Raw genomic sequence first — 25,508 nt, forward strand, 5'->3', positions numbered from 1 at the left:
CTAGGGGGTCAGGATGGCGGCACCAGCGGCGGCCGTACAGGTCGAGGGACTGGTCAAGCGGTACGGTGGGCGACCCGCGTTGGACGGGTTCGACCTCGCCGTCGAGGCCGGCACGGTGCACGGCCTGCTCGGGCCGAACGGCGCCGGCAAGACCACCGCCGTACGCATCCTCAGCACGCTGCTGCGACCCGACGCCGGCCAGGCCCGGGTCGCCGGTCACGACGTGGTCCGCGACCCGGTGGCGGTACGCACCCGGATCGGCCTGGTCGGCCAGCACGCCGCCGTGGACGAGATCCTCAGCGGCCGGCAGAACCTGGTCATGTTCGGCCGGCTCTACCACCTGCCGGCGTCGGCCGCCCGGCGTCGGGCGGACGACCTGCTGCACCGGTTCGGGCTCGCCGACACCGGCGACAAGCCCGTCTCCCGCTACTCCGGCGGGATGCGTCGACGACTCGACCTCGCGGCCAGCCTCATCCTCGCGCCGGCCGTGCTCTTCCTCGACGAGCCGACCACCGGGCTCGACCCGCGCAGCCGGGCCGAGGTCTGGCAGGCCGTACGCGGCCTGGTGGCCGGCGGCACCACCGTGCTGCTCACCACCCAGTACCTGGACGAGGCCGACCAGTTGGCCGACCGGATCTCCGTCGTCGACCACGGTCGGACCATCGCCGAGGGCAGCACCGACCAGCTCAAGTCGCGGCTCGGCGGGGACCGGATCGACGTGGTGGTCCGCGCCGCCGACCGGGTGCCGATCGCCGCGTCGGTGATCGCCGGTGTCACCGACGCGGCACCCGAGGTCAACCCGGACACCCGGAGGGTCAGCGCCCCGGTGGTCGACCGGGTGGCCGCGCTCACCGCCGTCGTCCGGGCACTCGACACCGCCGGGGTCGAGGCCGAGGACATCGTGCTGCGCCGGCCCACCCTCGACGAGGTCTTCCTGCACCTGACCGGTCACCCCGCCGTCCACACCGACCCGCCCGACGGCACCGGTGCCCCCGAAACCAGCGGCGGGAAGGCCCCCGAAACCTCCGACAAGAAGAAGGTGACCGCGTGACGGCCCTCGCCCCGCCGCCGACCCGCTCCATTCCCGGTCGCCTGCGCTGGGCGGTCGCCGACGGCTGGACCATCACCCGGCGCGACCTGTCCCACTGGGCCCGCCAGCCCTGGCAGATCGCCATCGGGCTGCTCTTCCCGGTGCTGAACGTGCTGATGTTCGGCTACCTGCTCGGCGGCGGGATGACCGTGCCCGGCGGCGGCGACTACCGCGAATTCCTGCTGCCCGGCATGTTCGCCCTGACCATGGTCTTCGGGCTGGAGACGACGTTCGCCGCGGTCGCCACCGACGCGACCAGGGGAGTCACCGACCGGTTCCGGTCGATGCCGATGGCGCCCTCGGCGGTGGTGGTCGGACGCGGCGCCGCCGACCTGCTCAACTCGATCGCCGGGCTGGCCCTGATGATCGTTTGTGGGCTGGCCGTCGGCTGGTCCTGGCATCAGGGGACGGCCCGCGCGGCGGCTGCGATCGGCCTGCTGCTCTGGCTCCGCTTCGCGTTGCTCTGGGTCGGCATCTACCTCGGACTGCTGACCAAGGGGCCGGAGGCGCTGGTCGCCGTACAGATCCTGGTCTGGCCGCTGGCCTTCCTCTCCAACAGCTTCTCGGCGCCGGCCACCATGCCGGGCTGGCTCGGGGCGATCGCCGAGTGGAACCCGCTCTCCTCGACCGTCGCCGCCACCCGGGAACTCTTCGGCAACCCCGGTGTGGGCGGCGACTCCTGGATCGCGCAGCACGCCCTGCTGATGGCGGTCGTCTGGCCTACCCTGCTGGTCGTGGTCTTCTTCCCGCTCGCCGTACGCCGCTACCGTGGGCTCGGCGCGTGACCGACAGCCTGCAAGCCGCACCGGAGGTGGTCGGCCCGACCGGGCCGGGCCGGCCGCCGGTCGCCCTGCCCCGGTGCGCGGTGCTGTTCGAGCCGGCCGACCCGCCCCGCCGCGCGACCGTGGTGTTCTGGAGCGTCGAGGGTGAACCGGAGCCGGTCGGTGAGCCGGGGCAGGTGGAGTTGCTCGTGCCGGACCGGGCCGGGCTCTCGCCGCGTACGGTCCCGGTCCGCCGGGTTCCGGTCCGCGACGCCCTGCCGCTGCTGCTGCGGGCCCGGCGCGGTGGCGACGACTCGCACCCGACGGCGGTGTTCTGGGGCGCGGTAGCCGACGAGGCGCTGCACATGGTCGGCCGGGGTCGGTTGGTCCCGGGCATCGCACCGTCCGGCTACGACGCCTGGCGGGTCGGTCCGCTGGACCCGCCCGACCTGGACCGGATCGCCGCCCTCGGTGCCGCGATGCCACCCGCCGCCCGCGCCGTTCCGGTGCCCGCGGCGGAGCCGGCGCGGCTGCCGGACGCGACCACGCTGGTACGCCGGTTCCTCGACGCGGTCGCCGACGCCCTGCCCCGTACGCCGGACGGAACGGGTCCGTACGCCGCCGATCCGCCCCGAGCCGTGCCCGAACTGGTCGACTGGGCCGGCGAGGTCGCGGCGGTGGACACCGGAATCCGGCTGTCGCTGCGGGTCGAGGCGGACCCGGACGACGTCGGCGGCAACCCGTTGCGCGCGGTGTTGCAGGTGTTCGAGCAGACGGATGCCGGGTCGCTGGTCGACGCCCGTACCCTCTGGGAGCCGGCCGGAGCCGGTCCCCGGATCGACCGGCCGGAGAGCGCGCGCACCGACACCACGCTCGCGCTGCGCCGGGCCGGGCGGGTCTTCCCGGCGCTGCTGCGACTGCTGGAGGAGGCGGTGCCGGACACCCTGGTGCTGGACGACGACGAGGTCACCGAACTGCTCGGCGGCGGCGCTGATCGGCTGGCGGCGGCCGGGGTGGCCGTGCACTGGCCCCGCGAACTCGTCGCCGACCTGCACAGCAGCGCCGTGCTCGGCGACGCCCGCCGGCAACCGCCGGCCGGCACCGGCGGACTCTTCGGCGACGGCCGGATGCTGGAGTTCAACTGGCAGGTGGCGCTCGGCGGCGCGGTGCTGACCCGGGCGGAGCTGGACGCGCTGGCCGAGGCACACCGGCCGGTCGCCCGGCTGCGCGGCCGGTGGGTCCTGGTCGACCCGGAGATCGCCCGGCGGGCCCGGCAGCGGAGCCTGCCGCCGATGAACCCGGTGGCGGCGCTCGCGGCGGCGCTGACCGGCACCGTCGACGTGGACGGGCGGCAGGTGGCGGTCGGCTCGACCGGCTGGCTGGACGAGTTGCGCCGACGGGTCGCCGACCCCGACGGCGGGTCCGAGGTGCTGGCCGCGCCGGACGGGCTGGCCGCGACCCTGCGCGACTACCAGCTTCGCGGGCTGCGGTGGCTGGTCCGGATGACCTCGCTCGGTCTCGGCGCCTGCCTCGCCGACGACATGGGGCTGGGCAAGACCGTCACCCTGATCGCGCTGCACCTGCACCGGCAGCGGGAGGCGGCGACGGCCGGTGCGACCCTGGTGGTCTGCCCGGCCTCGCTGCTGGGCAACTGGGAGCGGGAGGTCCGGCGGTTCGCCCCGGGGGTGGCCGTACGCCGGTTCCACGGCAGTGCCCGGGAGCTCGACGACGCCGACGGTTTTGTGCTCACCACGTACGGCACCATGCGGTTGGACGCCGCCCGGCTGGCCGAACAGGACTGGGGTCTGGTGGTCGCGGACGAGGCCCAGCACGTGAAGAACCCCGCCTCGGAGACCGCGCGGGCGCTGCGCACGATCGACGCCCGGTCCCGGGTGGCGCTGACCGGGACGCCGGTCGAGAACAACCTCACCGAGCTGTGGGCGATTCTCGACTGGACCACCCCGGGGCTGCTCGGACCGCTGCCCGACTTCCGGGAGCGGTGGGTACGGTCGGACGGTCGGGCCGCCGACCTGGACCGGCTGGCCCGACTGGTCGGACCGTTTCTGCTGCGGCGGCGCAAGTCGGACCCGGGCGTCGCCCCGGAGTTGCCGGCCAAGACGGAGACCGACCAGCCGGTCACGCTCACCCCGGAGCAGGCCGGTCTCTACCAGGCGGTGGTCCGGGAGACCCTGGACCGGATCCGGGACAGCACCGGCATGGCCCGGCGCGGGTTGGTGCTGGCACTGCTCACCGCGCTGAAGCAGATCTGCAACCACCCGGCGCAGTACCTGGACGAGGAGCGGCCCCGGCTGCGCGGTCGCTCCGGCAAGCTCGAACTGCTCGACGAACTGCTGGATACCATCCTCGCCGAGGGCGGGGCGGTGCTGGTCTTCACCCAGTACGTCGCCATGGCCCGACTGCTCGAAGAACATCTCGCCGAGCGGGGGATCACCACCGCTCTGCTGCACGGCGGCACGGCGGTCAACCGGCGGGAGGAGTTGGTGGCGCGGTTCCAGGCCGGCGAGATCCCGGTCTTCCTGCTCTCGCTCAAGGCGGCCGGCACCGGTCTCAACCTGACCCGGGCCGATCACGTGGTGCACTACGACCGGTGGTGGAACCCGGCGGTGGAGGAGCAGGCGACCGACCGCGCGTACCGGATCGGGCAGACCCGTCCGGTGCAGGTGCACCGGCTGATCGCGGAGGGCACGGTGGAGGACCTGATCGCGCGGACGATCGCGGAGAAGCGGGGACTGGCCGAGGCGGTCCTGGCCGGTGGGGCGGCGGCGCTCACCGAGCTGACCGACGACGAGCTGGCCGACCTGGTCTCGCTGCGGGACCGGGGGGCGGCGTGAGCCGGGGCGACGAGACCAAGGGCGCGGTGGATCCGGCCCGGACCGAGGTGCTGGGCTTTCCGGCGTTCCCGAAGGGGATGACCCGGGTACCGCGGTTCGCCCGGTCGTGGTGGGGACGGGCCTGGCTGCGGGCGATGGAGGAGACCGCGCTGGACACCATCCAGCTCCGCAAGGGCCGGAGGTTCGCGTACGGGGGACACGTCGGCTCGATCGCGGTCAGCCCGGGGCGGCTCGCCGCGACGGTGTACGGCGACGACGGTGACGCGTACCGGACGGTGGTGGAGGTCGAGCGGCTGGACGGGGCGCGGTGGGACCGCCTGCTCGGTGCGATCACCGCGAAGGCCGGTCATCTCGCCGCCCTGCTCGACGGGGACGTGCCGCACGAGCTGGTCGAGGCGGCCCAGGACGTCGACGTACGGCTGCTGCCGGGCCTGGGCGACCTGCAACCGCACTGCTCCTGCCCGGACTGGGAGTTCCCCTGCCGGCACGCGGCGGCACTCTGTTACCAGGCGGCGTGGCTGATCGACACCGACCCGTTCGTGCTGCTGCTTCTGCGCGGTCGGGGACCGGGTGAGCTCCTCGGCGACCTACGCCGGCAGCCGGTGGTGGACCCGTCGGTGCCGGTGGCGCCGGTCGGCGTCGACGCCGTGGCGGCGTTCGCCGGGCCGGTGGCGGAGCTGCCGCAGGTCCGGCCGGAGCTGCCGGAGCTGGACCCGGACGGGTTGCTGCCGACGGTCGTACCCGGGCCCGGGGTGGAGCCGGCGGTGCTGCGGCGGCTGGTCGCCGACGCGGCGCGCCGGGCGCGGGAGTTGCGCGCAATGTGAGTAGACAACCGACCCGTCGAGCTGATCCCGGGCTGACCGGACCGGCCGCCGCCTCCCGCCGAGCCCGGTGGGAGGCGGCGGTGCCGGGTCAGGAGACGCTGATCGAGCCGTTGCCGTTGCGTACGCAGGCAACCGTCCGGTTCGGCGTCACAGCCGCTCCGGCCAGGCACTGTCCGAGCACCGCGTGTCCGGCGGCGTTCGGGTGCCACGACTCCTGGCAGGTCTGGAAGTACGACACACAGGCGTTGGCGATCCGCTGGATGGCGATCTTGTCGTAGCCGGAGAGGCTGGTCAGCGGGTTCCCGGTCGGCCCGTCCTGGAGCCGGATCGGGGTGGCCAGGGTGCCGGTGGGGCTGTTCGCGCTCTCGCAGAGCCGGGCGCCGTCGAAGGCCCGCTGCACGTTGAGGTAGACCAGGTCGTCGCCGGGGAACTCGGCCCGCATGGTGTTGGTGACCGACTGGACCAGGGTGCCGAGGTTGCCGGAGAAGAGGTGACCGGCGGCGAGGCTGGCCCGGTGGATCGGGCAGCCGCCCGCGTACCGCTCGGCGCCCAGGTCACGGAACTTGTCCCGGCTGTCGTCGCGCCCGTCCTCCTCGTGGAACCTGGACTCCAGGTCGAACGGGAGCGGGTTGGTGTAGTCCTGGAAGACGATCCGGTGCTGCCCGTCGGGGTCGATCTGGTCCAACGTGCCGAGCAGTTGCCGTACGGCGTTGGTCGTCTCGGCGGTGGCGGCGCTGATCTGGGCCGGTGTGGCCAGGTCGCCCGCGCTGCACGGCGCCTGCTCGACCGGGCCGCCGAGGTAGGCCCAGAACTCCCACCAGCCGGTCCAGGCGTCGGCGACGAACCGGTTGGCGCACTTCGACGCCACGTCGCCGAAGGTGAACGAGCTGTTGTTCGACCCGAGACCGATCAGCACCAGGTCGATGTCGTGGGTCTGCGCCACCGCGCGGAGCTGGTCGAGTTGCGCCGGCACCGCCCGGCCCTTGGTCCGGTTGTTCGAGGCGGTGGCGATGTCGTACGGCTGGCCGCCGGAGCAGGCGAGGTTGAACCGGGCCTGGATGCCTGGGAGGTTGGCCTGGTTGAGCGACGCGTTGGCCGACCGGTGGCAGAAGAACGCGTTGTTGTTCGGCGCGGACCAGCCCGGGAAGCCCTGGGCCACGCCGTTGACGTCGGTCACCGAGGTGTACGCGCCGGCGCCCTCGCCGCTGACGAAGCTGTCGCCGAGCGCGACCGCGGCGGTCGGTAGGGCGGCGATCTCGGCTACCGGTCTGGCGGCGGCGCCGCTTCGGGTGGCGGTGGCCGAGAGCGCATCGACCGAGCTCAGCGTCGCGACGAGCGCGACCACGAGCGCGGTACGACGGAACATGGACATCTGTCCTCCCTGCTGATTCATCGAAAGCGAGGGATATTCGCGAACGGATCAGACCACGCCCCGAGCCCGTCGTCAACGATCGATGTCTGCCCGGTCGGTGCGGCCGGTCACGAGAAAAGGGTTGACCTCAACAATCGTTGAGGTTGGAGACTTCGTACTCCGACGTACGAGGGGATGGATCGATGAGGGCTGCGGCGTTCACGGAATTCGGCGGGCCTGAGGTGCTCCGGCTGATGGAACTGGAGACCCCACAGGCGGGCGCGGGACAGGTCCGGGTCCGGGTGCGGGCGGCCGGCGTGCAGCCGTACGACTGCGCGCTGCGGGGCGGTTGGACGCCGCCCGGGATCACCGGCGACCTGCCACGGGTGCCGGGCAACGAGTTCGCCGGCACCGTCGACCAGGTCGGCGAGGGCGTCACCGGGGTGACCGTCGGTGCCGAGGTGCTCGGCTTCGGACAGCTCAACTGCTACGCCGAATACTTGGTGATCCCGGCCGACCAGATCACCGCGAAGCCCGAGTCGCTGCCGTGGACGGTCGCGGGTGGCTTCACCGCCGGAGCGCAGACCGCCCACATCGCCCTTGATACGCTGGCCGTCGGAGCGGGTGACGTACTGCTGGTGCACGCGGCGGCCGGCGGGGTCGGCACCGTCGCGGTGCAACTCGCCCGGCTCCGGGGAGCCACCGTCATCGGCACCGCCCGGGAGGAGAACCACGACTACCTGCGCGGGCTCGGCGCACTCCCGGTCACGTACGGCGACGGCCTGGCCGACCGGGTCCGGGCGCTCGCGCCGACCGGGGTCACCGCGGCGCTGGACGGGGCCGGCGGTGACGCGCTGCGGGTCTCGCTCGAACTGGTCCCGGACCGCAGCCGCATTCTCACCCTGGTCGAACACGCGCGAGCCGACGCGCTCGGCATCCGGGTGACGCCCGCCCTGCGCTCGGCCGCCCGCCTCGCCGAACTCGTCGACCTGCACCAACGCGGCGAGCTGCGGCTGCACGTACGCAGGACTTTTCCGCTGGAGCGGGCGGCGGACGCGCACCGGGAGGTGGAGAGCCGGCACGGCCGGGGCAAGGTGGTGATCACCATCGACTGACGCGGGTGGTGGGGACGCATCCGTTCCGGTACGTCCCCACCACCCGTGCGGTCAGTTCGCCAGTGCCACCGGCGCCGGCTGGATTTCGACCCGGACCGCCGTGCCCGGGGCGTAGTCGGCCAGCCGGGCGCTCGAGACCTGCGCCACCACCAGCGTCTCGTCCTGCATCGCGACGGTCACCCGGCTGATCGGCCCGAGGAAGCTCGCCGCGAGCACCCGACCGGTGCCCTCCGGGTCCGCGACCAGGTCGACCGCCTCCGGGCGGACCAGCGCGGTCACCGGCGCCCCCGGATCGGCCGGGGCCTCGCCCGGCTCGACCAGCGGCAGCGTGCTGCCGAGCACCTCCACCCGGTCGGCGGTGAGCCGGCCGGGCAGCCGGTTGCTGAGCCCGACGAAGTCCGCGACAAACGCGCTCGCCGGCCGGAGGTAGATCTCCGACGGCGGCCCCAACTGCTCCAGCCGGCCGCCGCGCATCACGCCGACCCGGTCCGCCACCGCCAGCGCCTCCTCCTGGTCGTGGGTGACAAAGAGGGTGGTGGTGCCGACCTCGATCTGGATCCGCCGGATCTCGTCGCGGAGCTGGACCCGCACCTTGGCGTCCAGCGCGGAGAGCGGCTCGTCGAGCAGCAGCACCCGGGGCTCGATGGCGAGCGCGCGGGCCAACGCCACCCGCTGCTGCTGGCCACCGGAGAGCTGGTGCGGATACTTCGCCGAGTGCATGCCGATGCCGACCAGGTCGAGCATGTCGGCGGCCCGCTGCCGCCGGGCCGCCGCCGGGCGCCCGCGCAGCCGCAGTCCGAACTCCACGTTCTCCCGGGCGGAGAGGTGCGGGAAGAGGCTGTACGCCTGGAACACCATTCCCATGCCGCGCCGGTTCACCGGGCGCTCGGTGATGTCCTCACCGTCCACCAGCACCCGGCCCGAGTCCGCCTCCTCCAGCCCGGCGAGCACCCGCAGCGCGGTGGTCTTGCCACAGCCGGAGGGGCCGAGCAGGGCGACCATCTCGCCGGGTGCGAGTTCGAGGTCGAGCCCGTCCAGCGCGGACGTGTTGCCGAACCGGCGGTGCAGTGATTCGAGGCGTACCGTGACGCCCTGCCGGGCGCCGTCGCGGGCGCCGGGGGCGGCGGCGACGCTGGTCGTACCGGTCACCGGGTCTCCTTCGGGGAAGTGCGCCGCCGGCCGCCGCCGACGAGGGACAGGAGCATCAGTAGGACGAACGCGAGCACCAGCGCGGTCAGCGAGACCGCCACCGACATCGGGGCGCTGCTCTTGCCGACCAGGTTGATCGCGACCTGGAGGTTGCTGCGGTTGAGCAGCGAGGCGATGGTGAACTCACCCAGCACCAGCGCGACGGTGAGGAAGGCGGCCGAGAGCACGGCCGAGCGGATGTTCGGCAGCACCACCCGCCAGATCACCGTGGCCCAGCTCGCGCCAAGGCTGCGCGACGCCTCGGCCAGCGTCCGTACGTCGATCGCGGAGAGCCCGGCGTCGAGCGACCGGTACGCGTACGGCAGCACCAGGATCGTGTACGCGAAGGTGAGCGTGAGCGGCGAGCCGCCGAGGAAGTACGTGACCCAGGCGTAGACCGGGGCCAGACCGACCACCAGCACGATCGCCGGGATGGTCAGCGGCAGCAGGCAGAGGAACTCCACCAGCCGGCGGACCCGGGGCAGTCGTAGGCGTACCCAGACCACGGTCGGGACCAGCAGCAGCAGGGTGAGGGCGACGGTCAGCAGGACCAGCCCGAACGAGTTGGTGACCCCGGTCGACAGGTCCGGGTACGTCTCGCCGAGCTGCCGCCAGTCGACCAGCAGCTTCCAGGTCTCGAGGGTCCGCGTGTCGTTCGGGCCCCGGGTGGTGAACTCGAGCATCGCCAGCAGCGGCAGCAGGAAGAAGATGCCGAGCAGGGTGACGATCGTCCAACGGAAGGCCCGCTGGCGCCGGGCCCGGCGGCGGGTCACCCCAGCCATCGCGAACTCCTTCGCTGTAGCACCGCGTAGAGCCACATCACCAGCGCGACGACCACGATCATGCCGAGGGCCATGGCCTTGCCCAGGTTCTGCTGGCCGAGGATGACCTCGCTGGTGAGGGCGCCCCGGATCTGTAGCGGGATGATCGGGCTGCCCTGGCTGACCAGCGCGGCGGCGGTCGCGTACGCCGAGAACGCGTTGGCGAACAGCAGCAGCGCCGAACCGAGGAACGGCGGCGCGAGCAGCGGCATCGCCACCAACCGCCAGTACTGCCAGGTCGAGCCGCCCAGGCTCTCCGCCGCCTCGCGCCACTGCGGACGGATGCCGTCCAGGGCGGGCAGGAAGACGATGACCATCAGCGGCACCTGGAAGTAGGTGTAGACGAGCAGCAGCCCCGGCATCTCGAACAGCCACACCCCGTGGGCGTAGATGTCGACGCCGAGCTGGTCGTGCAGGAACACCGTGACGAAGCCGCTCAGTCCGATGGTGGCGAGGAACGCGAACGCGAGGGTCACCCCGCCGAACTGGGCGAGCACCCCGGCCGCCGAGGTGACCACCCGGCGCAGCAGGCCGTCCGGCTTCGCGGTGACCAACGCGTACGCGAGCAGCCCGCCGAGCACGGCGCCGACCAGCGCGGTGACGGCGGAGAGCAGGATGCTGCGCCCGAACGCCTCCAGGATGTAGGAGGTGCCGACCGCAGACAGGTTGTCGAGGGTGAAGCCGCCGCCGTCGCCGGTGAACGCGCCGATCACCACCACCAGGGTGGGGATCGCCAGGAACAGCACGATGAACGTGAAGAACGGGACGACGCCGAGCAGGTCACGACCCGGCAGGCTGGCCCGGCGCCGACGGGCCGGGGCGGGCCGGACCCCGGGCGCGGGCGCCACGGGGTCCGGGTGTGGAGTGACGACGGTCATCGTCGCTCAGCCCACTGCCTTCGCCCAGTTCGCGGCCAGGCTCTCCTTGGCCTTCGTGGTCTGCGCGTCGGTGAGGAACACCGGCTCGCCGCTGGTGGTGGGGAGCTTGCCGTACGCGGCCTGGTCGATCGTGCCGGCCTTGACCATCGCGTCGGCCCGGACCGGGCGCGCGCCACCGCCGAGCCAGAGGTTCTGGCCCTCGTCGGAGTAGAGGAACTCCTGCCACAGCCGCGCGGCGGCCGGGTGCGGGGCGTCCTTGCTGATCGCCTGGACGTAGTAGGAGCCGACCACCGCGTTCGCCGGGACCACGGTCTTCCAGTCCATCTTGCCCTGGAGCTTGGCGCCCTGGGCGACGTTCAGGTAGTCCCAGTCGATGACGACCGGGGTCTGGCCCGACTCGACTGTGGTCGCGGTCGGGTCGACCGGCAGGAAGTTACCGGCCTGCTTGAGCTGCTTGAAGAAGTCGACGCCCTTGGTGATGTCGTCCGCGGAGCCGCCGTTGCCGAGCGCCGCCATCGCCACACCGCTGAACGCCGCACCGGCCTGGGTCGGGTCGCCGTTGAGCGCGACCTTGCCCTTGAACTCCGGCTTGAGCAGGTCGGCGACGCTCTGCGGCGCGGGCACCTTGCTCGCGTCGTAGCCGATCGACATGTAGCCGCCGTAGTCGTTGACCCAGGTGCCGTTCGCGTCCTTGAGCGCGGCCGGGATGTCGTCCCAGGTCGCGACCTTGTACGGGGCGAAGAGCGAGGTGTTCGCCGACGCGACCGCGCCACCGAGGTCGAACACGTCCGGCGCGGTGGCCTGACCCTTGAGCTGGTTCGCCGCGTTGATCTCGTCCTGGCTGGACGCGTCCGGCTGGGCCGAGTTGACCTTGATGCCGTACTTGGTGGTGAACGCCTTGATGATCTCGCCGTAGTTGGCCCAGTCCGGCGGCAGCGCGATGACGTTGAGCTGCCCCTCGTCCTTGGCCGCCGCGACGAGCTTGTCCAGCCCGCCGAAGTCGCTCACGCTGACCGCCTTGGCCGCGTCGCTGTTCGAAGCGGCGCTTTCCTTTTCCGGGGGCGAGCAGGCGGCAATGGCCAGCGCCGTGGTGGACGCGGCCAGTAGGGCAACTGTTCGGGCAACAGAGATTCGCACATTTCCTCCTTCTAGCCGACGCGGCGTTCGACCAGCACGGACCGCGCGATTTCGGCTTGTACGCTCGTGACTGGCGTGGAACATCATGCACGTCCGTAATCCTGTGATCACGGGGGTAAATCGACGCTCCGGTGAACGTATGGCGCTATCCAGTCGAACGATCGGCGCCGGTGATGGCGGGATGAGCGATATGGGTGTGTACTACCCCGGCCTGTCCGGAAACGGGCGCCGCTGGCGTGCGCGCTGCGGCTGCCGACAGGGTCGTGAAGAGCATCAATGCTGATCGTTTGTTTTGGCGTCGGTATGGGCCTGTCTGAAATCGATCAGCTCTGTCGTCGGTTGCCCAAATGATTCGACCCGTCGGTCGAGCGCGCCGAAAGGGTGGGCGAAATCAGTTCTGGCCGGGTGGCGACGAATGCTGACCCGGTGGCCAGAAAGGCCATTCCTCGAATTCGCGGCAACGACCGTCGTCGGCGAAACGCACGATCCACAGGTCGCGGAACTCCTCGGTGACCGGATCGCCGTACCGCACCTGTACGCGTACCACGGCGGTGTCGCCGTCGACCGCGACCACCTCGCTGGTCATCGCGAACACCTCGTCCGGCCCCTCGCGCTGCGCCTCCCACATCTGGGCGATCGCCGGCAACCCGCGCACCGGCTCGTGGTACGGCGCCTGCCGGTAGGTCGCGTCCTCGGTGAAAATCGTGGCGAGCGCCTCGGTGCCCGATGTCCGCCAGATCCGCTGGTACGCCGCCACCCAGTCGCTCACCCCTGCTCGCTCCATGCCTGTGAGCCAAGCACGCGACCGGGCGCCCGCGCCCGGAATGCCGGCAATCCCAACGATGGCCTGGCAGTTGCGTCGGGCCGGCGGTGGCGCCGGGCTGGCGGTGGCGCCGGCCCGGCAGTTGCGCCGGCCCGGCAGTTGCGCCGGGCTGGCGGTGGCGCCGGGCTGGCGGTGGCGCCGGGCTGGCGGTGGCGCCGGGCTGGCGGTGGCGCCGGGCTGGCGGTGGCGCCGGGCTGGCGGTCGCCGGTGGTGGGGGTCAGGCTGGTGGCCAGTTGGCGAGGAGGAAATCCAGCGCGTCCAGGGACCTGGACCACGAGGCGTCCGCCGCCCGTGGGTGATGGCGGAACCCGCCCGACCTCTCCAAGCTTACGTACCCGTGGAAAGTGCTGTGCATGAGACGTACGGCGTCGGTCTGGTCGGGCTCCGAGAGCTGGTAGCCGCGCAGAATCGCCCGGGTCATGTCCGAGTGGCGGCGTGCCGCACTCGCCTCGGCCGTCTCAGGGTCGAGCTCGACCTGCATCGCGGCGTACCTTCCGGGGTGCTCCTTCGCGTAGTCGCGGTAGGCGTTCGCGAACGCCACCAGCGCGTCCTTGCCTGCGCGCCCGGCCAGCGCGGCGGCGGCGAGGTCGGCGAGTTCGGCGAGCGCCAGTACCGCGACCCGTGCCCTCAGGTCCTGCGCGTTCCTGATGTGCGAGTACAGGCTCGCATCCTTCACGCCGAAGCTGCGGGCGAGTGCCGAGACGGTCACGTTCTCGAAGCCGACCTCGTCGGCCAGGTCTGCCGCCGCACGGGTCAGGCGCTCGGCGGTCACCCCCGCACGTGCCATCTGCCAGCCTCCCTTAAACTAGATCTCCTAGGTTAAAACATAATGATTCGCCGGAACTCGCTATCAGGTGTAGCTTCCTGGCTATGGTACCCCTCACCGAGCGCGACATCCGCGCGTCGTTCGTCAACTGCACCAGGGGCGAGGCGCAGCGCCTGGCCCTGCCCCGGGACCTGGCCACCCGCCCCTGGGATGACCTGGACTTCTTCGGGTGGCGCGACCCCGCCGCGCCGCAGCGGGCGTACCTGGTCGCCGAATCCGGCGACGGAATCGTGGGCGTGGCCCTGCGGCTGGCCTCGGCGCACGCCGGCCGGGCCCGGCGCAACATGTGCTCGCTCTGCCTGACCACCCACACCGGCGGCGGGGTCTCGCTGATGACCGCCCGTAAGGCGGGGCGAGGTGGGCAGCAGGGCAACTCGGTGGGCCTCTACATCTGCGCCGACCTGTCCTGCTCGCTCTACCTGCGCGGGAGGAAGCAGGCCGGGCCGGGCGGACGGATGCACGAGTCGCTCACGCTGGTGGAGCAGGTCGGGCGGACCACGACCAACCTGGCCGGCTTCCTCAACCGGGTGGTCGAGTAGCCCGGCCGTTTAGGATCCGGGTCCGGTGGTCGAGTAGCCCGGCCGTTTAGGATCCGGGTCCGGTGGTCGAGTAGCCCGGCCAATTACGACCCGGACCGGGTGGTCGAGTAGCTTCGTCGGCCGCGACCTGGAGGCCAGTCCGGTGGTCAGCGCCAGAAGACCGCGACCGCCGCGTTGGCCAGGGTGAGCACGATGATCCCGATGAAGTGCCCCCGGTTGACGGCGTCCCGCTTGCGGGAGAAGAAAACCATCACGAAGATCATCAGTGCGATCACCAGCTTGGTGGCAAGCTTGGCCGGCGACGGCTCGTCACCGTCGCGCAGCGGTGCGGCGAGCCCCAGACCGGAGACCAGCTGGATGACCGCGCCCCAGAGCATCGCGGGGTTGATCCGGAGTACGCCGCTGACGTACTGGGCGATCGAACCGCCGAGCAGGACCGCGAACCCGATCAGGTGGACATAGAGCAACACCAGGCGAAGGGCTTCCACCCCGGCCATTCTTCACCATGCCCCACCCGGCCGGCGCCCCGCCCCGCTCCAGTGTTAGGAAGGGCCCCTTCCTCTACCAAAAACGATAATAAGGGGCCCTTCCTTACACCTCGGACCAGTGATGGGGGCGGCGGAGGAGCCGTGCCAGGACGACGACCAGCAGCGTCGCGCCGGCAACGCAGGCCCAGAACCAGAACCACCCGCCCGGGCCGGACGGTGGGTCGGCCACCCGGATGCGCCCACCAGCGACCACGTCGTCCGCCACGTCGATGGCGAGCACCTGGTCCGGCGCGGTGAGCAGGATTGTCGGTGCGGCGGCGGCCGGGGCCAGGGCGAGCACCCTGACGGTACGGACGGCGGTGTACCCGGTCTTCGCCGTCGCGGGCTCCGGGTAATACGCCACCGCCACGGCACTGCCGTCCGGATGCCAGCCGAGCAGCCGGATCGCGCTCACGCTCGCCACCGCGGGCAGGACCGGACCGCCGACCGGCACACCGGAGCCGGGATCAACCGCCCGTAGGGTTGCTGCGCCGTCGTCCCGCGCCTCGGCGACCGTCAACGCGTGACCGTCCGGCGTCCAGGCTCCCTTGCCGGCGAGCCTGCTTCCCGGCGCCAGCGCGAACGAGGAGATCGGCCGGCCATCGAGGTCGGCGACCGTGACGGTGCCCGACATCTGATACGCCAACCGACGCTGGTCGGGCGCGAACGCCACCGTGTAACCGTCGTACGACAACGGTCGCCCGTTGACGGTCGGCACACTCGGCAGCCGGCGGCTCACCCATCCGTCGACCTCGATCACACTGAGCACCGGTTCGAGGCCGCCGCGCTGCGGGTTGACCGGCACCATCTCGCGTACCACCAACCGGCGACCGTCCCCGGACCAGCCGAGCGGCACGGTGAGCTGGCTCTGTGACGCCGGGCCGGCGCGACACTCCCGATCACCGGTGGTCAGGTCGACCAGGCCGACGCACCCCCGGTCCTCGCCCCAGGCCGGATACGCGACCGTCCGGCCGTCGGGGGAGAGCACCACCTGCTCGCCGGCCGGGGCGTCGAAACCGACCTCGAACTTCCGGTACCGGTCCGCGTCGGCCCCGACCACCGCGACGACCCCGTGCTCGTCTCCGGCGGTCAGTCCGTTCCCGCTGCCGCTGAACAGGACGGCCGCCGGCCCGAGCCGGGGCAGATCACCGGTGTACAGGGTGCCGATCACCGGCAAGCCGATCCGGCTCGGGAGCGCGCCCGCGGCCCGGTCGGGCGGATCGGCGAACGCGCCGGGTACTCGAACGCCCCGTCCAGCCTGACGGTCTGGGTCGCCGACGACCGGCCCGACGGCCGGGACGGTCGCGCAGAGGACCGCGACGACCCCGGCCAGGGCCATCCTGGACCGAACGCGGTGCGTGTCGACACCCATGGGAGCTGATCGTGCCGCAGCCGGCGAGGAGTGTCCACTGGGTGCCGGACAGCCGGTCACGTCCCCCGGTCGCCCTGGTCCTTCGACCGTACGGCGGCGGCGAGTCGTACGTCGCGCGGCGCGGAGCGGTAGACCGAAGTCGCCGTCCGGCGAGACTTCGGTTCGTAGCCCGCCGGTCCGGGGTGAATCCACACTCGTCGGTATGACACAGGAATCCCCTTCGGCCGGTCCGCCGACGCGAATACCGTTCGGCCGACGGGTGCTGCCCGCCGTCGGCCTCGCCTTCCTCGCCCCCTGGGTGGCCGAGTACCTGATGGGCAGCCACTCCGTCCGCGACCTTCCGCTGATCGTCTTCCTGCTGCCGATGTACGGCGGCGGCGCGCTGCTGATCCGGGAGGTGACCCGCCGCAGCGGCCGGGGGTGGCCGACGATGCTGCTGCTCGGGCTCGCCTACGGTGTGATCGAGGCGGGGCTGCTCGACCAGTCGCTGTTCAACCCCGACTACGGGGGGTACGACTTCCAGAGCACCGCGCCCATCCCCGGGCTCGGGGTGAGCGCGTACTTCCTGCTGGTGTTCGTCGCGGGACACGCGATCTGGAGCATCGGCGTGCCGATCGCGCTGGTCGAGTCCCTGGTTCCGGAACGCGCCACCACCCCGTGGCTGCGTACGCCCGGTCTGGTGGTCGCCGCCCTGCTCTACCTCGGCGGCGGTGCCATCATCTACGCCGACCTGTACGCCACCGAGGGCTTCCGGGCCAGCCCGCTCCAGGTCACGATCGCCGCCGTGGCCGCGTTGGCGCTGGTCGTCGCCGCGTTCGTGGTGCCGCACCGGTCGCCACGTCCCGAGGTCGGGGCGCCGACCCGGCGGCTGCCGGTGCTGGTGCTGGCCTTTGTCGTCGCCCGGCTGCTCTGGATGCCCGAGAGCTGGCTCGGCGTCCTGCTCAGCACGGTGCTGCTCGCCGGCATGGCGTGGCTCGTCTGGCGGTGGTCCCGTAGTCCACAGTGGGCGCAGGGACACCGGCTCGCGCTGGCCGGCGGCGCCCTGCTGGTGCACGCCTGGGACGGTTTCTATTTGCACCCGTGGCGGGCCATCTCGCCCGCCGAGGAACTGGCCGGCGACATCGCGTTCACCCTCGCGGCGATTACCCTGCTCTGGGTGACGATCCGGCGACTCAAGCGCAGGCGGCTGGTCGAGCGGGAGCCACCGCTGCTGGTCGGAAACTAGGCGGTCGTCGCCACGCGACGGCGACCGGGTCAGCTCACCCGGCTACCGCCCGCTGACCGGTCCCGGGCCTCACCGCCCCAGGTACGCCCCGCCATTGACGTGGATGACCTGGCCGGTGAGGTGGCCGGCGTCGGGGGAGGCGAGGAACGCCACGGTCGCCGCCACGTCCTCCGTGGTGCCGGCGCGCCCGTTGCGGGTGGCCGCGACCCGCCGTTCGACGCCCTCGGGGGTCATCCGGTCACGGAAGAACTCGGTGTCGAGGATCAGGCCGGGAGCGACGACGTTCGCGGTGATGCCGCGTGGACCGAGTTCGCCCGCCAGCGTCGCGGTCCACGCCTCGACGGCGGCCTTCGCCGCCCCGTACGCCCCGGCGCCCTGGCGGGCGGCGATCGAGCCGATGGTCACCACCCGGGCGTTCCCGCTGAACCTTGCGGTGAGCGCGGTGGTCACCAGCACGGCGGAGAGCAGGTTGGCGTCGAGGTTGGCCCGCCAGTTCGCCGCGACGCTCGCCAACTCCCCGGCCGCAGCCGTCGGACGGTCGAAGTCGGTGTTGCCCCCGGCGTTGTTGACCAGGACGTCGACCCGCTCGGGTAGGTGCGGCAGCGCGTCGGCGATCGCGTCCGGGTCGGCCGCGTCGAACGCCACCGGGGTCGCGCCGATCCGGTCCGCGGCCTCCTTGAGCAGACTTTCCCGACGACCGGTGATCACCACCCGGTCGCCGGCCCGGACGAGTCTCCGCGCGACCGCGTATCCGATTCCGGTCGCGCCCCCGGTGACGACAACAGCCCGCACGACAGACTCCTTTAGGCCTAAAGTATTCTGGTGTTCGACGGTAACACGAGGAGAGCAAAATGGACGATGACGTCGACGCCATCGCTCGGGCCTGGGCCAGGGAGCGCCCCGGCACCCCGGTCGGGTCGATCGGCGTCATCACCCGGATCTGGCGGATCGGTAAGATTCTCAACGACGAACGGCGCCGCACGCTGAACCGGCTCGGCATCGACGCGGCGACCCTCGACCTGCTCAGCACCCTGCGCCGCGCCGGCCGCCCCTACACCCTGGCACCGGGCGAACTGGCCCGGCTGTCGCTGGTCAGTGCCGGCGCGATCTCGCAACGCGTGGCCCGTGCCGAGCAGTCCGGGCTGGTCTGCCGGAAAAAGGCCGGACCGGACGGCCGAGGCGTGCTGGTCACCCTGACCACGGCCGGCCACCGCCTGCTCGACCGGTCGGTCGACGCCCTGCTCACCCACGAGGAGGGCCTGCTCGACGCCCTCAGCGCGGACCAGCGCGACCAGGTCTCCGACCTGCTCCGGGTGCTGCTCGCCGACCTGACCGAGCGGGTCGGCACCGACGGCCGGTCGGGACCGTGACCGAAGGTCAGTGCGAAACCGGCCCTGCATGGCCGCGAGCGGGTTGACGAACAGGGTGTGCTGTTCGCCGGCACGATGTTCGTCAACCAGCCGGACATCCCGGTCCCGCTCTGCGCGCGGGCATGCGCGGACGCCGGTATCGCGAGCGGTGCGCCCGACGAACCGCACGTCCCCGCCCGACGGCGCCGGCGGCAGGCGGGACGCCTGCCGGATACCATCGGCCGCGTGCAGGCCACCGTGCGTGACGTCTCCGGTCGGGAGTTTCGTCAACGGACCGGCTGGCTCTATCTCCTGATCGCGGTCGCGCTGCTCGGACTCGGGATGAGCGCGGCCAACGTGGCCCTCACCAACGAGCGCTCACTGGCCGGCAACTGGACCCAGACCGCGATCGACTGCCAGCGACGGTTCCCGTGGACCCCGACCTTCGGCGCCGTTACCGACGCGGGCGACCGCGAGACGTACGAGCGGTTCCAGGAGTGTCTGCGGCCGGCACAGCACCGGCGGGTGTTCGGCATGCTCGGCGGAGCGGCACTCGTGGCCGTCGGCGTGCTCACCGTGATGCTGGTGGTGCCGGCGGTGGACCACCATCGACTTCGCCGCCACCGGGGACTGTTCCTACTGCCCGGCGCGGACGAGCGGTTCGCGCGGCTCTGCGACGAGTACGGGCTGACCGGGCGCCACCGACCCCACCTGCTCGTCGCCGGCCCGCCGGTACGGCAGGCGTTCACCACCGCCCGGTTGTGGCGACGACCGGTGGTGGTGCTGCCGGCGGCGGTCGCCGTCGCGTACCGTGATCCGGCACGGTTCGACCCGGTGGTACGGCACGAACTCGGGCACGTACTGGCCGGCGACGTGACCTGGGTGTCGGCGGTCCGTGGACTGAACTGGCTGCTGGTGCCGGTGGTCACCGCCGCGGTCGTGCCCGGGATCGTCGCCGGTGGACTCAGCGGTCAGGCCCTGACCATGTGGGCCAAGGCCGTGCTACTCGCCGGGGTCACCGTTGTGCTCGCGGCCGGGCTGCTCCGCAGACGTGAACTCGACGCGGACCGGCACGCGGCCCTGACCGGCCCGTCCGGACCGCTGCTGGCGCTCCTCTCCGGCGCACCGGGCACCCCGGCACGTCGACCTGGGTGGACACCCCGGCGGTGGTTGGCCCGCCACCCGTCGCCGGCCGCCCGGATCGCCGCGCTGCATTCCCCGGCGGCGCGCGAGGGCGGCCCGGTGCAGGGGTTCGTCACCGGACTGGTCGCGCTGCCCGCGATGACGGTCGCGGCGGATCCGGCCGACACGCTGGCCCCGGCGGCACACCCGCTCCTGGCGGCCGACGCGGCGGCGGTGGCGGGCGCGCTCGTGCTCGGCGGCGTACTCTTTCCCGCCCTGCTGCGGCGGGCGGTGACCGCCCGCCGCGCCGGTCTGCCGGTCTCCTGGTGGCGGCCGGTCCTCGGGGTGGCCGCCGGTCTGCTGCTCGGCAATCTGCTCGCCCCGGCGTGGCTGGCACCCGGCGTGGTGGTCTTCCCGGTGCCGGCGCAGGAATCGTGGACCAACCTCTGGCTCGCCGTGGTGACCTCGCTGGCCGGGGCTGCGGCGGTGAGCGCCTGGACCGGCCTCGCCGCCCTGTTCGCCACGGTCACGGCGACCACCGCCCGGCCGGCGCGGCGGTTGTGGTGGGCGACCTGGCTGGCCGGCGTCTGCCTGGCCGGCGCGGCGCTCTGGCCGGCGACGGTGCTCGGCACGCTCTGGTTGACCGGGCGTGCCGCCGTGCCCGCGTTCCTCCTGCTGGCGCTGCCGCAACAGTGGTGGCCGTGGCTAGCGATGGCCCTTCCAACGGTCGCCCTGCTGCTGCTCGCACACTCGGCCGGACGGCTGTCCCGGCTTCGACGGGAGCTGACGCTGCCCGCCGGTGCCGCCCTGGTCGCGGTCGTACTGGGGGTCGGGATCACCGCCCTGCACCTGGTTACCGTGACCGCCGTCGACCGAGGCGATTCGGATCTCCGGTTGGCGCAGGAACTCTGGTGGATCGCCGTGCTCACCGGTTTGGCGCTCTTCGTCGCCGTTGTCGCCCGCCGTGGTCACGCCGCCCTCCCACACGCGGTGGTGGTCTCCTGGGCGAGCACCGCGCTCGTCGCGCTCGCCGCGCACTGGCAGACACCCCCGGAGCTACAGACCGGGATGGAAGCCCAGCTCCGGGTACGGATCGCGGTGGTGTGGCTGATCTACCTCACCCTCCTCGCCGCCCCGCTGGCGGTCGTGGCGACATCCGTGCCGCGCCTGCGCATCCCGCCACGGATCCGGCCGGGCCGGGCGCGACCGTGGCTTTTCGTGACGACGGTCGGGCTCGCCGTCATGGTCTCCGGTGGGCTCGTCGGCGTGGTGGGCGTGCCCGGTGGCTACCTGGTGGTGGAATCCACGACGGATCCGACCGCCGTGCCGGCGACCACCGTGACGGCGCCACCCAGCCCGTCGTGGCCACCGGGGCCGACCCCCACCGGGCGGTCCGGTTCGATCCTGACCCAGGCCGAGGCGCAGGCGGTCGCCGAGACGTTCGGCGAGGAACTGCCGCAGCTCTGGCGGCCGGGCACCCCGCCGTCGGCGCCGGAAAATTTCGACGTACGGCCGGTGGAGTGCGGGCCGCTGGTCAGGAACCAGTTCCTGGACGAACTCGCCCCGCACCGGCAAAACTCCGCGCTGGCCTACTTCACCCAGGGAAACCCGATCCAGGGCTCCACCCTGGAGATCACCGTGACCTCGTACGCGGTGCCGGTCGCCGAGTCGGTCTTCGCCGGAGCGGAACGGGCGCGCCTCGACTGCCCACGCTTTGTCATGACGGCGGGCGCCGTCAGGATCACCGGTACGCCCCGGGCACGGCCGGCACCGGCTCTCGGGGACCATTCCTGGCGGGTCTACCACGAGATGGAGAACTCGCTTGCCGACGGTCTGCCGCTACCGGGCAGTGGTGGCACAGCGTACGCGATGGTCGGGGTGGGGAACACCCGGATCGCCGTCACCATGCTCTCGACCGGCGAACCCGTCGACGAGGCCCTGTTCGAACAGGCGCTGGCCCGGACCGTGGCAGCCCTCTGACCCGGGCGACCGAGGCTTGCCGACCCCGGGTTACCGGGGCCCGGCGGCCCGCACCAGCCGGAGCTGGCCAATCTCGGAGGTGTTCTTCATCAGCTCCGCGTTGACCCAGGCCACCATGTGGGCAACCCTGTGTCCGGGCTCGTCCTGCCACGGGAACGGCGCGGGCAGATCGAGATCACCCTCGGTGAGCCGGTCGAGCACCGCCACCCATCCGGTGCGAAGGTCGCGTAGCCAGGCCACGGTGCCGTCGCGGTCACCGGGCCAGCCGATCGCGGTGCGTTCCCGGGGTTGCCTCCCCTCGGCGTGGTCGATGGTCACGCTCCACCACCAGCCGAGGTGCCAGGTGATCCAGGCGATCGTCGGTACGGGAATCGGGTCTGGCTCGGACTCGGACCAGTCCGGAACCCACACCCCGTCGGCATCCGCCCGCACCGTCCAGCAGACCGGGGCCGGCTCCCAGAGCAGGTCCTCCGGCACCAACCGCTCCAGGTGATATTCGAGCAGTGACCAGGTCAGGTCGAACTGCCAGCGCAGCAGTTCGGTACGGGTTGCCGACACGCCGCGATCCTCGCATCAGCATTCGGTGCCGGGCGAGCGAATATCGCCGTCCGGGCCGCCAGCATCGGTCCGGGTGTTCTGATCGACACCCTGTTCGGTGGCCGTCGACCTGGCCCCGTGGCCGCGACGGCGGCACGGGATGTAGACCACGGGAGTATGTTCCGAGCGTGAGCGGTGATGTGAAGGTGGCCGGGGCGGCTGCCGTACCGGTGTTGTCATCGTCGTTGGACTATTACCTGATCTCTGCCGAGCCGGGTGACCCCTTCGTGCCTGTGGCGGGAATCCTGGTCGAGGAGTTCGTGTTCGGCGACGACAGCTCGACCATCACGCCGCGCGGCGCCGGCTGGACGGCCGGGCAGGACGGCTGGTGGGATGCGGGGCCGGTGAGCCGGCGGGTCCGGGCCGAGCGGGACCTGCGCCGACGGGTGACCGTGGCGAGCCGTGACGAGGTCGGGCGGATCTACCGCCCGCTCACCGGCGAGGCGTTGCCGGACGAGGCGACCCTGCGCTCGCACTTCGGCGGCGCCGAACCGGCGCGGTTCTCCGCCCCGCTGCGGCTCACCGCCGAATCCGTTCCCGAGGGGGTCCACGAGCGGCGGGTCTACCGCATCCTGCTCGCGGACGACCTGGGTGACGAGAGCCTGGCGAGCCTTTGTGCACGGTGGGGGATGGAGGTCGTCGGTGACCGCCGAGACCCGTCGACCCGGGTCGTCGGTAGTGCGGAGGCGACGATCGGCGACGATCGTTTTGCCTGGGACCTGCGCCGGATCGGCTCCGGAGTGGCCTGGGGCGTGGATGTGACCGTCGACCTCGGCGACAGCCGTACCGACCGGATCGAGCCGCTGCTGCGCGGGCTTGTCGCGGTCGTACGCGAACAGGGGCTGATCCCGGTGGCGATCGAACGCTTCTCCTGACCCGGGTGTCAGCCCGGAGAAAATGTGCCGGTCCGACGCGCCCGGCATTTACGGTCGTACGATGGTCGATCAGCCGTTGTCCGACGGTCCGTCGACGTGTCCACGGCGGGCGCCGGACGTCTCCGAGAACGACAGGTTCGCCGCCATGCGCATCCGCCCCTACCGTTCCGGTGACCGGAACGCCGTCCACGACATCTGCATCCGCACCGCCGACGCGGGCGAGGACGCGAGCGGGTCGTACGCCAACCCGGGCGTGCTGCCGGACATCTTCGCCCACCCGTACACCTGGTTGGAGCCGGACCTGGCGTTTGTGCTCGACGACGACGGGCAGGCGGTCGGCTACGTGCTCGGCACCGCCGACACCGGGGCCTTCGTACGCCGGTTCCGGCACGACTGGCTGCCCCGGGTGGCCGGTCGCTATCCGGATCCGGCCGGCGAACCGGGCACGCCGGACGAGGTGATGGCGCACCTGCTGCACACCCCGGAGCGGATGATCCTGCCCGAGCTGGTCGACTATCCGGCCCACCTGCACATCGACGTGCTTCCTGGCTACCAGCGGTCGGGTCACGGGCGGTCCCTGATCGACACCTTCACCCGGGCGGTACGCCGAGCCGGCGCGCCTGGCGTGCACCTCGGCATGGTCACCGTCAACCACCGGGCCCGCGCCTTCTACGACCGGCTCGGCTTCCACGTCATCGAGGTGGCCGACCCCGGGCCGATCACCTACCTCGGCCTTCGCTTCTCCTGACGCCTTCGCTTCTCCTGACGCCGCCCGACCGGGCGACCGTCGATCCGACGACCGCCAACCGGGTGACTGTCGGTCGAGCTGGAAGAGTCGTCGACCGCGATACGGTCGGGTGGTGGCGACGTTGACGACGCCCCGGCTGCGACTCCGGGAGATGACGGTCGCGGATCTGGACGACATGGCCGCGCTGATCGGCGATCCCGAGGTGATGCGGTATTACCCTCGACCGCTGTCGCGTTCCGAGACGCTCGGCTGGATCGAGTGGAACCGGCGGCTCTACCGGAACCGGGGCTTCGGGCTCTGGGTGATGCTGGACCACGACGACGAGTTTCTCGGCGACTGCGGCCTGACCGTGCAACGGGTCGACGGGGTGGACGAGATCGAGATCGGCTATCACGTACGGGCCGACCGGCAGCGCCGGGGCTTTGCCTCCGAGGCCGCCCTCGCCTGTCGCGACTACGCGCGGGACGTGGTGGGCACCGATCGGCTGATCGCCATCATCAACCCGGAGAACGTGCCCTCACAGCGGGTCGCGGAGAAGATCGGCCTCTCGCTGGAGAAGCGTACGGCCGGTTGGGGCACCGGGGAACGCGAGCAGGTCATCTACGCCGGGGCGTTGTAGGACACGTTCGACGAACTCCGGCTCGTCGTACGGCTTGACCTCAACGTTTGTTCGGGTTTTACGTTCGGTCGGTACCGATCCCCGTGGAGGAGCCGACCATGCGCGTCACCGACCAGTTTCCGGACCTCACCCGTACCGACGTGGGCGTCGCCCTGTCCAGCGAATGGGTGCTCGGCACACCCGAGCGGCAGCGGGCGGCGGCTGAGGCGACCGTCGCCGCCTGGCGGGACGAGCCCTGGCCGGCCGGTCTGCTGTCGTACGCCATCTACCTCGACACCGACGGCGAGCTGCTCCGGCACTACTCACAGTGGACCGACGACGCGGCGGTGGACGCGTTTGTCCCGGCCGGACGGGAAAGCCGGATCGACGCCGAGGTGCCCGGTATCGAACGGCGCGACCTCGCCCGCTACCAGGTTTACCGGGGTAACCGCGCCGACGACGGTCCCGCCCCGGGTGCCATGGTCGCCGTACGCGTCGACACCGACGGCGCCGACCGGTCCCGGCGTTGGGTCGACGCGGTCTTCGAGGCGCTGGCCGCCGACGAGCGGCTGCCGGCCGGTGGCATCGGCGGCTTCTTCCACATCAGCGCCGACGGCACGCGGGTGTTGAACTACGCCGAGTGGACCAGCCCGGAGGCCCACCTGGCGGCGCTCGCGGCGAACCGGGACGGCATTTCGAGCGGGCCGCTGTGGGACCGGGTCCGAACCATGGACGGGGTGCGGCCGGTCGGCGTCAGGCGGTACCGCCTGCACCGCACGCTGACCGACTGAGCCGGGCGTCCGGGGACGTGGCCGCCGACGGTCACGCCACCCCCGGAATCCGACGATGGGTCGGGTCGCGTCGGCGGCGGGTTCGACAGTCGTAGCAGAAGACATTGATGATTTTGAAC

Annotated in this window: 24 protein-coding genes; 13 read left to right on the top strand and 11 right to left on the bottom strand. The window is 72.0% G+C overall.

The window, feature by feature from the left end; genetic code table 11:
* The first annotated feature begins 13 nt into the window (after positions 1-13).
* Genes ACI2K4_RS23535 through ACI2K4_RS23550 form a run of 4 tightly spaced genes read left to right on the top strand, consistent with a single transcriptional unit; the run spans position 14 to position 5,527 of the window.
* Positions 14-1,051 (top strand): ATP-binding cassette domain-containing protein, encoded by a 1,038-nt coding sequence (locus tag ACI2K4_RS23535; protein ID WP_404514181.1) that lies wholly within the window; start codon positions 14-16, stop codon positions 1,049-1,051.
* Positions 1,048-1,875, top strand: coding sequence for an ABC transporter permease (locus ACI2K4_RS23540; RefSeq protein ID WP_404514183.1), 828 nt, complete (start codon positions 1,048-1,050; stop codon positions 1,873-1,875). The genes ACI2K4_RS23535 and ACI2K4_RS23540 overlap by 4 nt, the downstream gene beginning before the upstream one ends.
* Positions 1,872-4,703 carry a DEAD/DEAH box helicase gene (locus ACI2K4_RS23545; protein ID WP_404514184.1) on the top strand — a complete coding sequence of 944 codons (2,832 nt, stop codon included), beginning with the start codon at positions 1,872-1,874 and terminating at the stop codon, positions 4,701-4,703. The genes ACI2K4_RS23540 and ACI2K4_RS23545 overlap by 4 nt, the downstream gene beginning before the upstream one ends.
* The gene (locus ACI2K4_RS23550; RefSeq protein WP_404514185.1) at positions 4,700-5,527 is read left to right on the top strand and encodes an SWIM zinc finger family protein; all 828 of its coding nucleotides are present in this window, start codon (positions 4,700-4,702) and stop codon (positions 5,525-5,527) included. The genes ACI2K4_RS23545 and ACI2K4_RS23550 overlap by 4 nt, the downstream gene beginning before the upstream one ends.
* A gap of 88 nt (positions 5,528-5,615) precedes the next feature.
* Here ACI2K4_RS23550 and ACI2K4_RS23555 read toward each other — a convergent pair whose 3' ends face one another.
* Positions 5,616-6,899, bottom strand: a complete 1,284-nt coding sequence (locus tag ACI2K4_RS23555; RefSeq protein ID WP_404514186.1) for a hypothetical protein — start codon at positions 6,897-6,899, stop codon at positions 5,616-5,618.
* Positions 6,900-7,081: 182 nt separating this feature from the next.
* Between ACI2K4_RS23555 and ACI2K4_RS23560 the strand changes: the two genes are divergently transcribed.
* Positions 7,082-7,993, top strand: coding sequence for an NADP-dependent oxidoreductase (locus tag ACI2K4_RS23560; RefSeq protein ID WP_404514187.1), 912 nt, complete (start codon positions 7,082-7,084; stop codon positions 7,991-7,993).
* A gap of 51 nt (positions 7,994-8,044) precedes the next feature.
* Here the strand turns inward: ACI2K4_RS23560 and ACI2K4_RS23565 are convergent, their stop codons facing one another.
* From ACI2K4_RS23565 to ACI2K4_RS23590, 6 genes are all read right to left on the bottom strand, one after another.
* Entirely contained in the window at positions 8,045-9,142 is a 1,098-nt protein-coding gene (locus ACI2K4_RS23565) for an ABC transporter ATP-binding protein (protein WP_404514188.1), read from the bottom strand.
* The gene (locus ACI2K4_RS23570; RefSeq protein ID WP_404514190.1) at positions 9,139-9,963 is read right to left on the bottom strand and encodes an ABC transporter permease; all 825 of its coding nucleotides are present in this window, start codon (positions 9,961-9,963) and stop codon (positions 9,139-9,141) included. The genes ACI2K4_RS23565 and ACI2K4_RS23570 overlap by 4 nt, the downstream gene beginning before the upstream one ends.
* Positions 9,951-10,880, bottom strand: a complete 930-nt coding sequence (locus tag ACI2K4_RS23575) for an ABC transporter permease (protein WP_404514191.1) — start codon at positions 10,878-10,880, stop codon at positions 9,951-9,953. The genes ACI2K4_RS23570 and ACI2K4_RS23575 overlap by 13 nt, the downstream gene beginning before the upstream one ends.
* Before the next feature lie 6 nt (positions 10,881-10,886).
* Entirely contained in the window at positions 10,887-12,017 is a 1,131-nt protein-coding gene (locus tag ACI2K4_RS23580; RefSeq protein WP_404514192.1) for an ABC transporter substrate-binding protein, read from the bottom strand.
* A 391-nt stretch (positions 12,018-12,408) separates the two neighbouring features.
* Entirely contained in the window at positions 12,409-12,801 is a 393-nt protein-coding gene (locus tag ACI2K4_RS23585) for a YybH family protein (protein ID WP_404514193.1), read from the bottom strand.
* A gap of 256 nt (positions 12,802-13,057) precedes the next feature.
* A complete protein-coding gene (locus ACI2K4_RS23590; RefSeq protein ID WP_404514194.1) occupies positions 13,058-13,627 on the bottom strand; it encodes a TetR/AcrR family transcriptional regulator in 570 nt (189 codons plus the stop codon).
* Between the two features lie 83 nt (positions 13,628-13,710).
* Between ACI2K4_RS23590 and ACI2K4_RS23595 the strand changes: the two genes are divergently transcribed.
* A complete protein-coding gene (locus ACI2K4_RS23595; RefSeq protein WP_404514195.1) occupies positions 13,711-14,205 on the top strand; it encodes an FBP domain-containing protein in 495 nt (164 codons plus the stop codon).
* 146 nt (positions 14,206-14,351) lie between these two features.
* Here the strand turns inward: ACI2K4_RS23595 and ACI2K4_RS23600 are convergent, their stop codons facing one another.
* Positions 14,352-14,693: a hypothetical protein gene (locus ACI2K4_RS23600; RefSeq protein ID WP_404514196.1), complete on the bottom strand. Its 342-nt coding sequence runs from the start codon at positions 14,691-14,693 to the stop codon at positions 14,352-14,354.
* A gap of 103 nt (positions 14,694-14,796) precedes the next feature.
* Complete coding sequence (locus ACI2K4_RS23605) at positions 14,797-16,104, bottom strand: hypothetical protein (RefSeq protein WP_404514198.1); 1,308 nt, start codon at positions 16,102-16,104, stop codon at positions 14,797-14,799.
* Positions 16,105-16,306: 202 nt separating this feature from the next.
* On the opposite strand from ACI2K4_RS23605, the gene ACI2K4_RS23610 reads away from it, so the two are divergent.
* The gene (locus tag ACI2K4_RS23610; protein WP_404514199.1) at positions 16,307-17,329 is read left to right on the top strand and encodes a hypothetical protein; all 1,023 of its coding nucleotides are present in this window, start codon (positions 16,307-16,309) and stop codon (positions 17,327-17,329) included.
* A gap of 69 nt (positions 17,330-17,398) precedes the next feature.
* On the opposite strand, the gene ACI2K4_RS23615 is transcribed toward ACI2K4_RS23610, so the two are convergent.
* Entirely contained in the window at positions 17,399-18,121 is a 723-nt protein-coding gene (locus ACI2K4_RS23615; RefSeq protein WP_404514200.1) for an SDR family NAD(P)-dependent oxidoreductase, read from the bottom strand.
* A 59-nt stretch (positions 18,122-18,180) separates the two neighbouring features.
* Between ACI2K4_RS23615 and ACI2K4_RS23620 the strand changes: the two genes are divergently transcribed.
* Positions 18,181-18,699, top strand: coding sequence for a MarR family winged helix-turn-helix transcriptional regulator (locus ACI2K4_RS23620; protein WP_404514201.1), 519 nt, complete (start codon positions 18,181-18,183; stop codon positions 18,697-18,699).
* Between the two features lie 225 nt (positions 18,700-18,924).
* Positions 18,925-21,780, top strand: a complete 2,856-nt coding sequence (locus tag ACI2K4_RS23625; protein ID WP_404514202.1) for a M48 family metalloprotease — start codon at positions 18,925-18,927, stop codon at positions 21,778-21,780.
* A gap of 30 nt (positions 21,781-21,810) precedes the next feature.
* Here ACI2K4_RS23625 and ACI2K4_RS23630 read toward each other — a convergent pair whose 3' ends face one another.
* Positions 21,811-22,338 (bottom strand): DinB family protein, encoded by a 528-nt coding sequence (locus ACI2K4_RS23630; protein WP_404514203.1) that lies wholly within the window; start codon positions 22,336-22,338, stop codon positions 21,811-21,813.
* A 167-nt stretch (positions 22,339-22,505) separates the two neighbouring features.
* Here ACI2K4_RS23630 and ACI2K4_RS23635 point away from each other — a divergent pair, with 167 nt between their 5' ends.
* The 4 genes from ACI2K4_RS23635 to ACI2K4_RS23650 all read left to right on the top strand — a co-directional run bounded on the left by ACI2K4_RS23635 (position 22,506) and on the right by ACI2K4_RS23650 (position 25,389).
* A complete protein-coding gene (locus ACI2K4_RS23635) occupies positions 22,506-23,252 on the top strand; it encodes a hypothetical protein (protein WP_404514205.1) in 747 nt (248 codons plus the stop codon).
* A gap of 61 nt (positions 23,253-23,313) precedes the next feature.
* The gene (locus ACI2K4_RS23640; protein WP_404514206.1) at positions 23,314-24,000 is read left to right on the top strand and encodes a GNAT family N-acetyltransferase; all 687 of its coding nucleotides are present in this window, start codon (positions 23,314-23,316) and stop codon (positions 23,998-24,000) included.
* Between the two features lie 112 nt (positions 24,001-24,112).
* Positions 24,113-24,619 carry a GNAT family N-acetyltransferase gene (locus ACI2K4_RS23645; RefSeq protein ID WP_404514207.1) on the top strand — a complete coding sequence of 169 codons (507 nt, stop codon included), beginning with the start codon at positions 24,113-24,115 and terminating at the stop codon, positions 24,617-24,619.
* 98 nt (positions 24,620-24,717) lie between these two features.
* The gene (locus ACI2K4_RS23650; protein ID WP_404514209.1) at positions 24,718-25,389 is read left to right on the top strand and encodes a monooxygenase; all 672 of its coding nucleotides are present in this window, start codon (positions 24,718-24,720) and stop codon (positions 25,387-25,389) included.
* Positions 25,390-25,508 lie beyond the last annotated feature (119 nt).

It is taken from the genome of Micromonospora sp. NPDC050397, assembly GCF_044901685.1.
Lineage (GTDB): Bacteria > Actinomycetota > Actinomycetes > Mycobacteriales > Micromonosporaceae > Micromonospora_G.

Excerpts from the sequence above, each read along its gene's own strand:
- ACI2K4_RS23535 (WP_404514181.1), top strand. The coding sequence starts at position 14 with ATGGCGGCACCAGCGGCGGCCGTACAGGTCGAGGGACTGGTCAAGCGG.
- ACI2K4_RS23555 (WP_404514186.1), bottom strand. The coding sequence starts at position 6,899 with ATGTCCATGTTCCGTCGTACCGCGCTCGTGGTCGCGCTCGTCGCGACG.
- ACI2K4_RS23560 (WP_404514187.1), top strand. The coding sequence starts at position 7,082 with ATGAGGGCTGCGGCGTTCACGGAATTCGGCGGGCCTGAGGTGCTCCGG.
- ACI2K4_RS23570 (WP_404514190.1), bottom strand. The coding sequence starts at position 9,963 with ATGGCTGGGGTGACCCGCCGCCGGGCCCGGCGCCAGCGGGCCTTCCGT.
- ACI2K4_RS23575 (WP_404514191.1), bottom strand. The coding sequence starts at position 10,880 with ATGACCGTCGTCACTCCACACCCGGACCCCGTGGCGCCCGCGCCCGGG.
- ACI2K4_RS23585 (WP_404514193.1), bottom strand. The coding sequence starts at position 12,801 with ATGGAGCGAGCAGGGGTGAGCGACTGGGTGGCGGCGTACCAGCGGATC.
- ACI2K4_RS23590 (WP_404514194.1), bottom strand. The coding sequence starts at position 13,627 with ATGGCACGTGCGGGGGTGACCGCCGAGCGCCTGACCCGTGCGGCGGCA.
- ACI2K4_RS23595 (WP_404514195.1), top strand. The coding sequence starts at position 13,711 with ATGGTACCCCTCACCGAGCGCGACATCCGCGCGTCGTTCGTCAACTGC.
- ACI2K4_RS23605 (WP_404514198.1), bottom strand. The coding sequence starts at position 16,104 with ATGGGTGTCGACACGCACCGCGTTCGGTCCAGGATGGCCCTGGCCGGG.
- ACI2K4_RS23610 (WP_404514199.1), top strand. The coding sequence starts at position 16,307 with ATGACACAGGAATCCCCTTCGGCCGGTCCGCCGACGCGAATACCGTTC.
- ACI2K4_RS23620 (WP_404514201.1), top strand. The coding sequence starts at position 18,181 with ATGGACGATGACGTCGACGCCATCGCTCGGGCCTGGGCCAGGGAGCGC.
- ACI2K4_RS23640 (WP_404514206.1), top strand. The coding sequence starts at position 23,314 with ATGGTCGATCAGCCGTTGTCCGACGGTCCGTCGACGTGTCCACGGCGG.
- ACI2K4_RS23650 (WP_404514209.1), top strand. The coding sequence starts at position 24,718 with ATGCGCGTCACCGACCAGTTTCCGGACCTCACCCGTACCGACGTGGGC.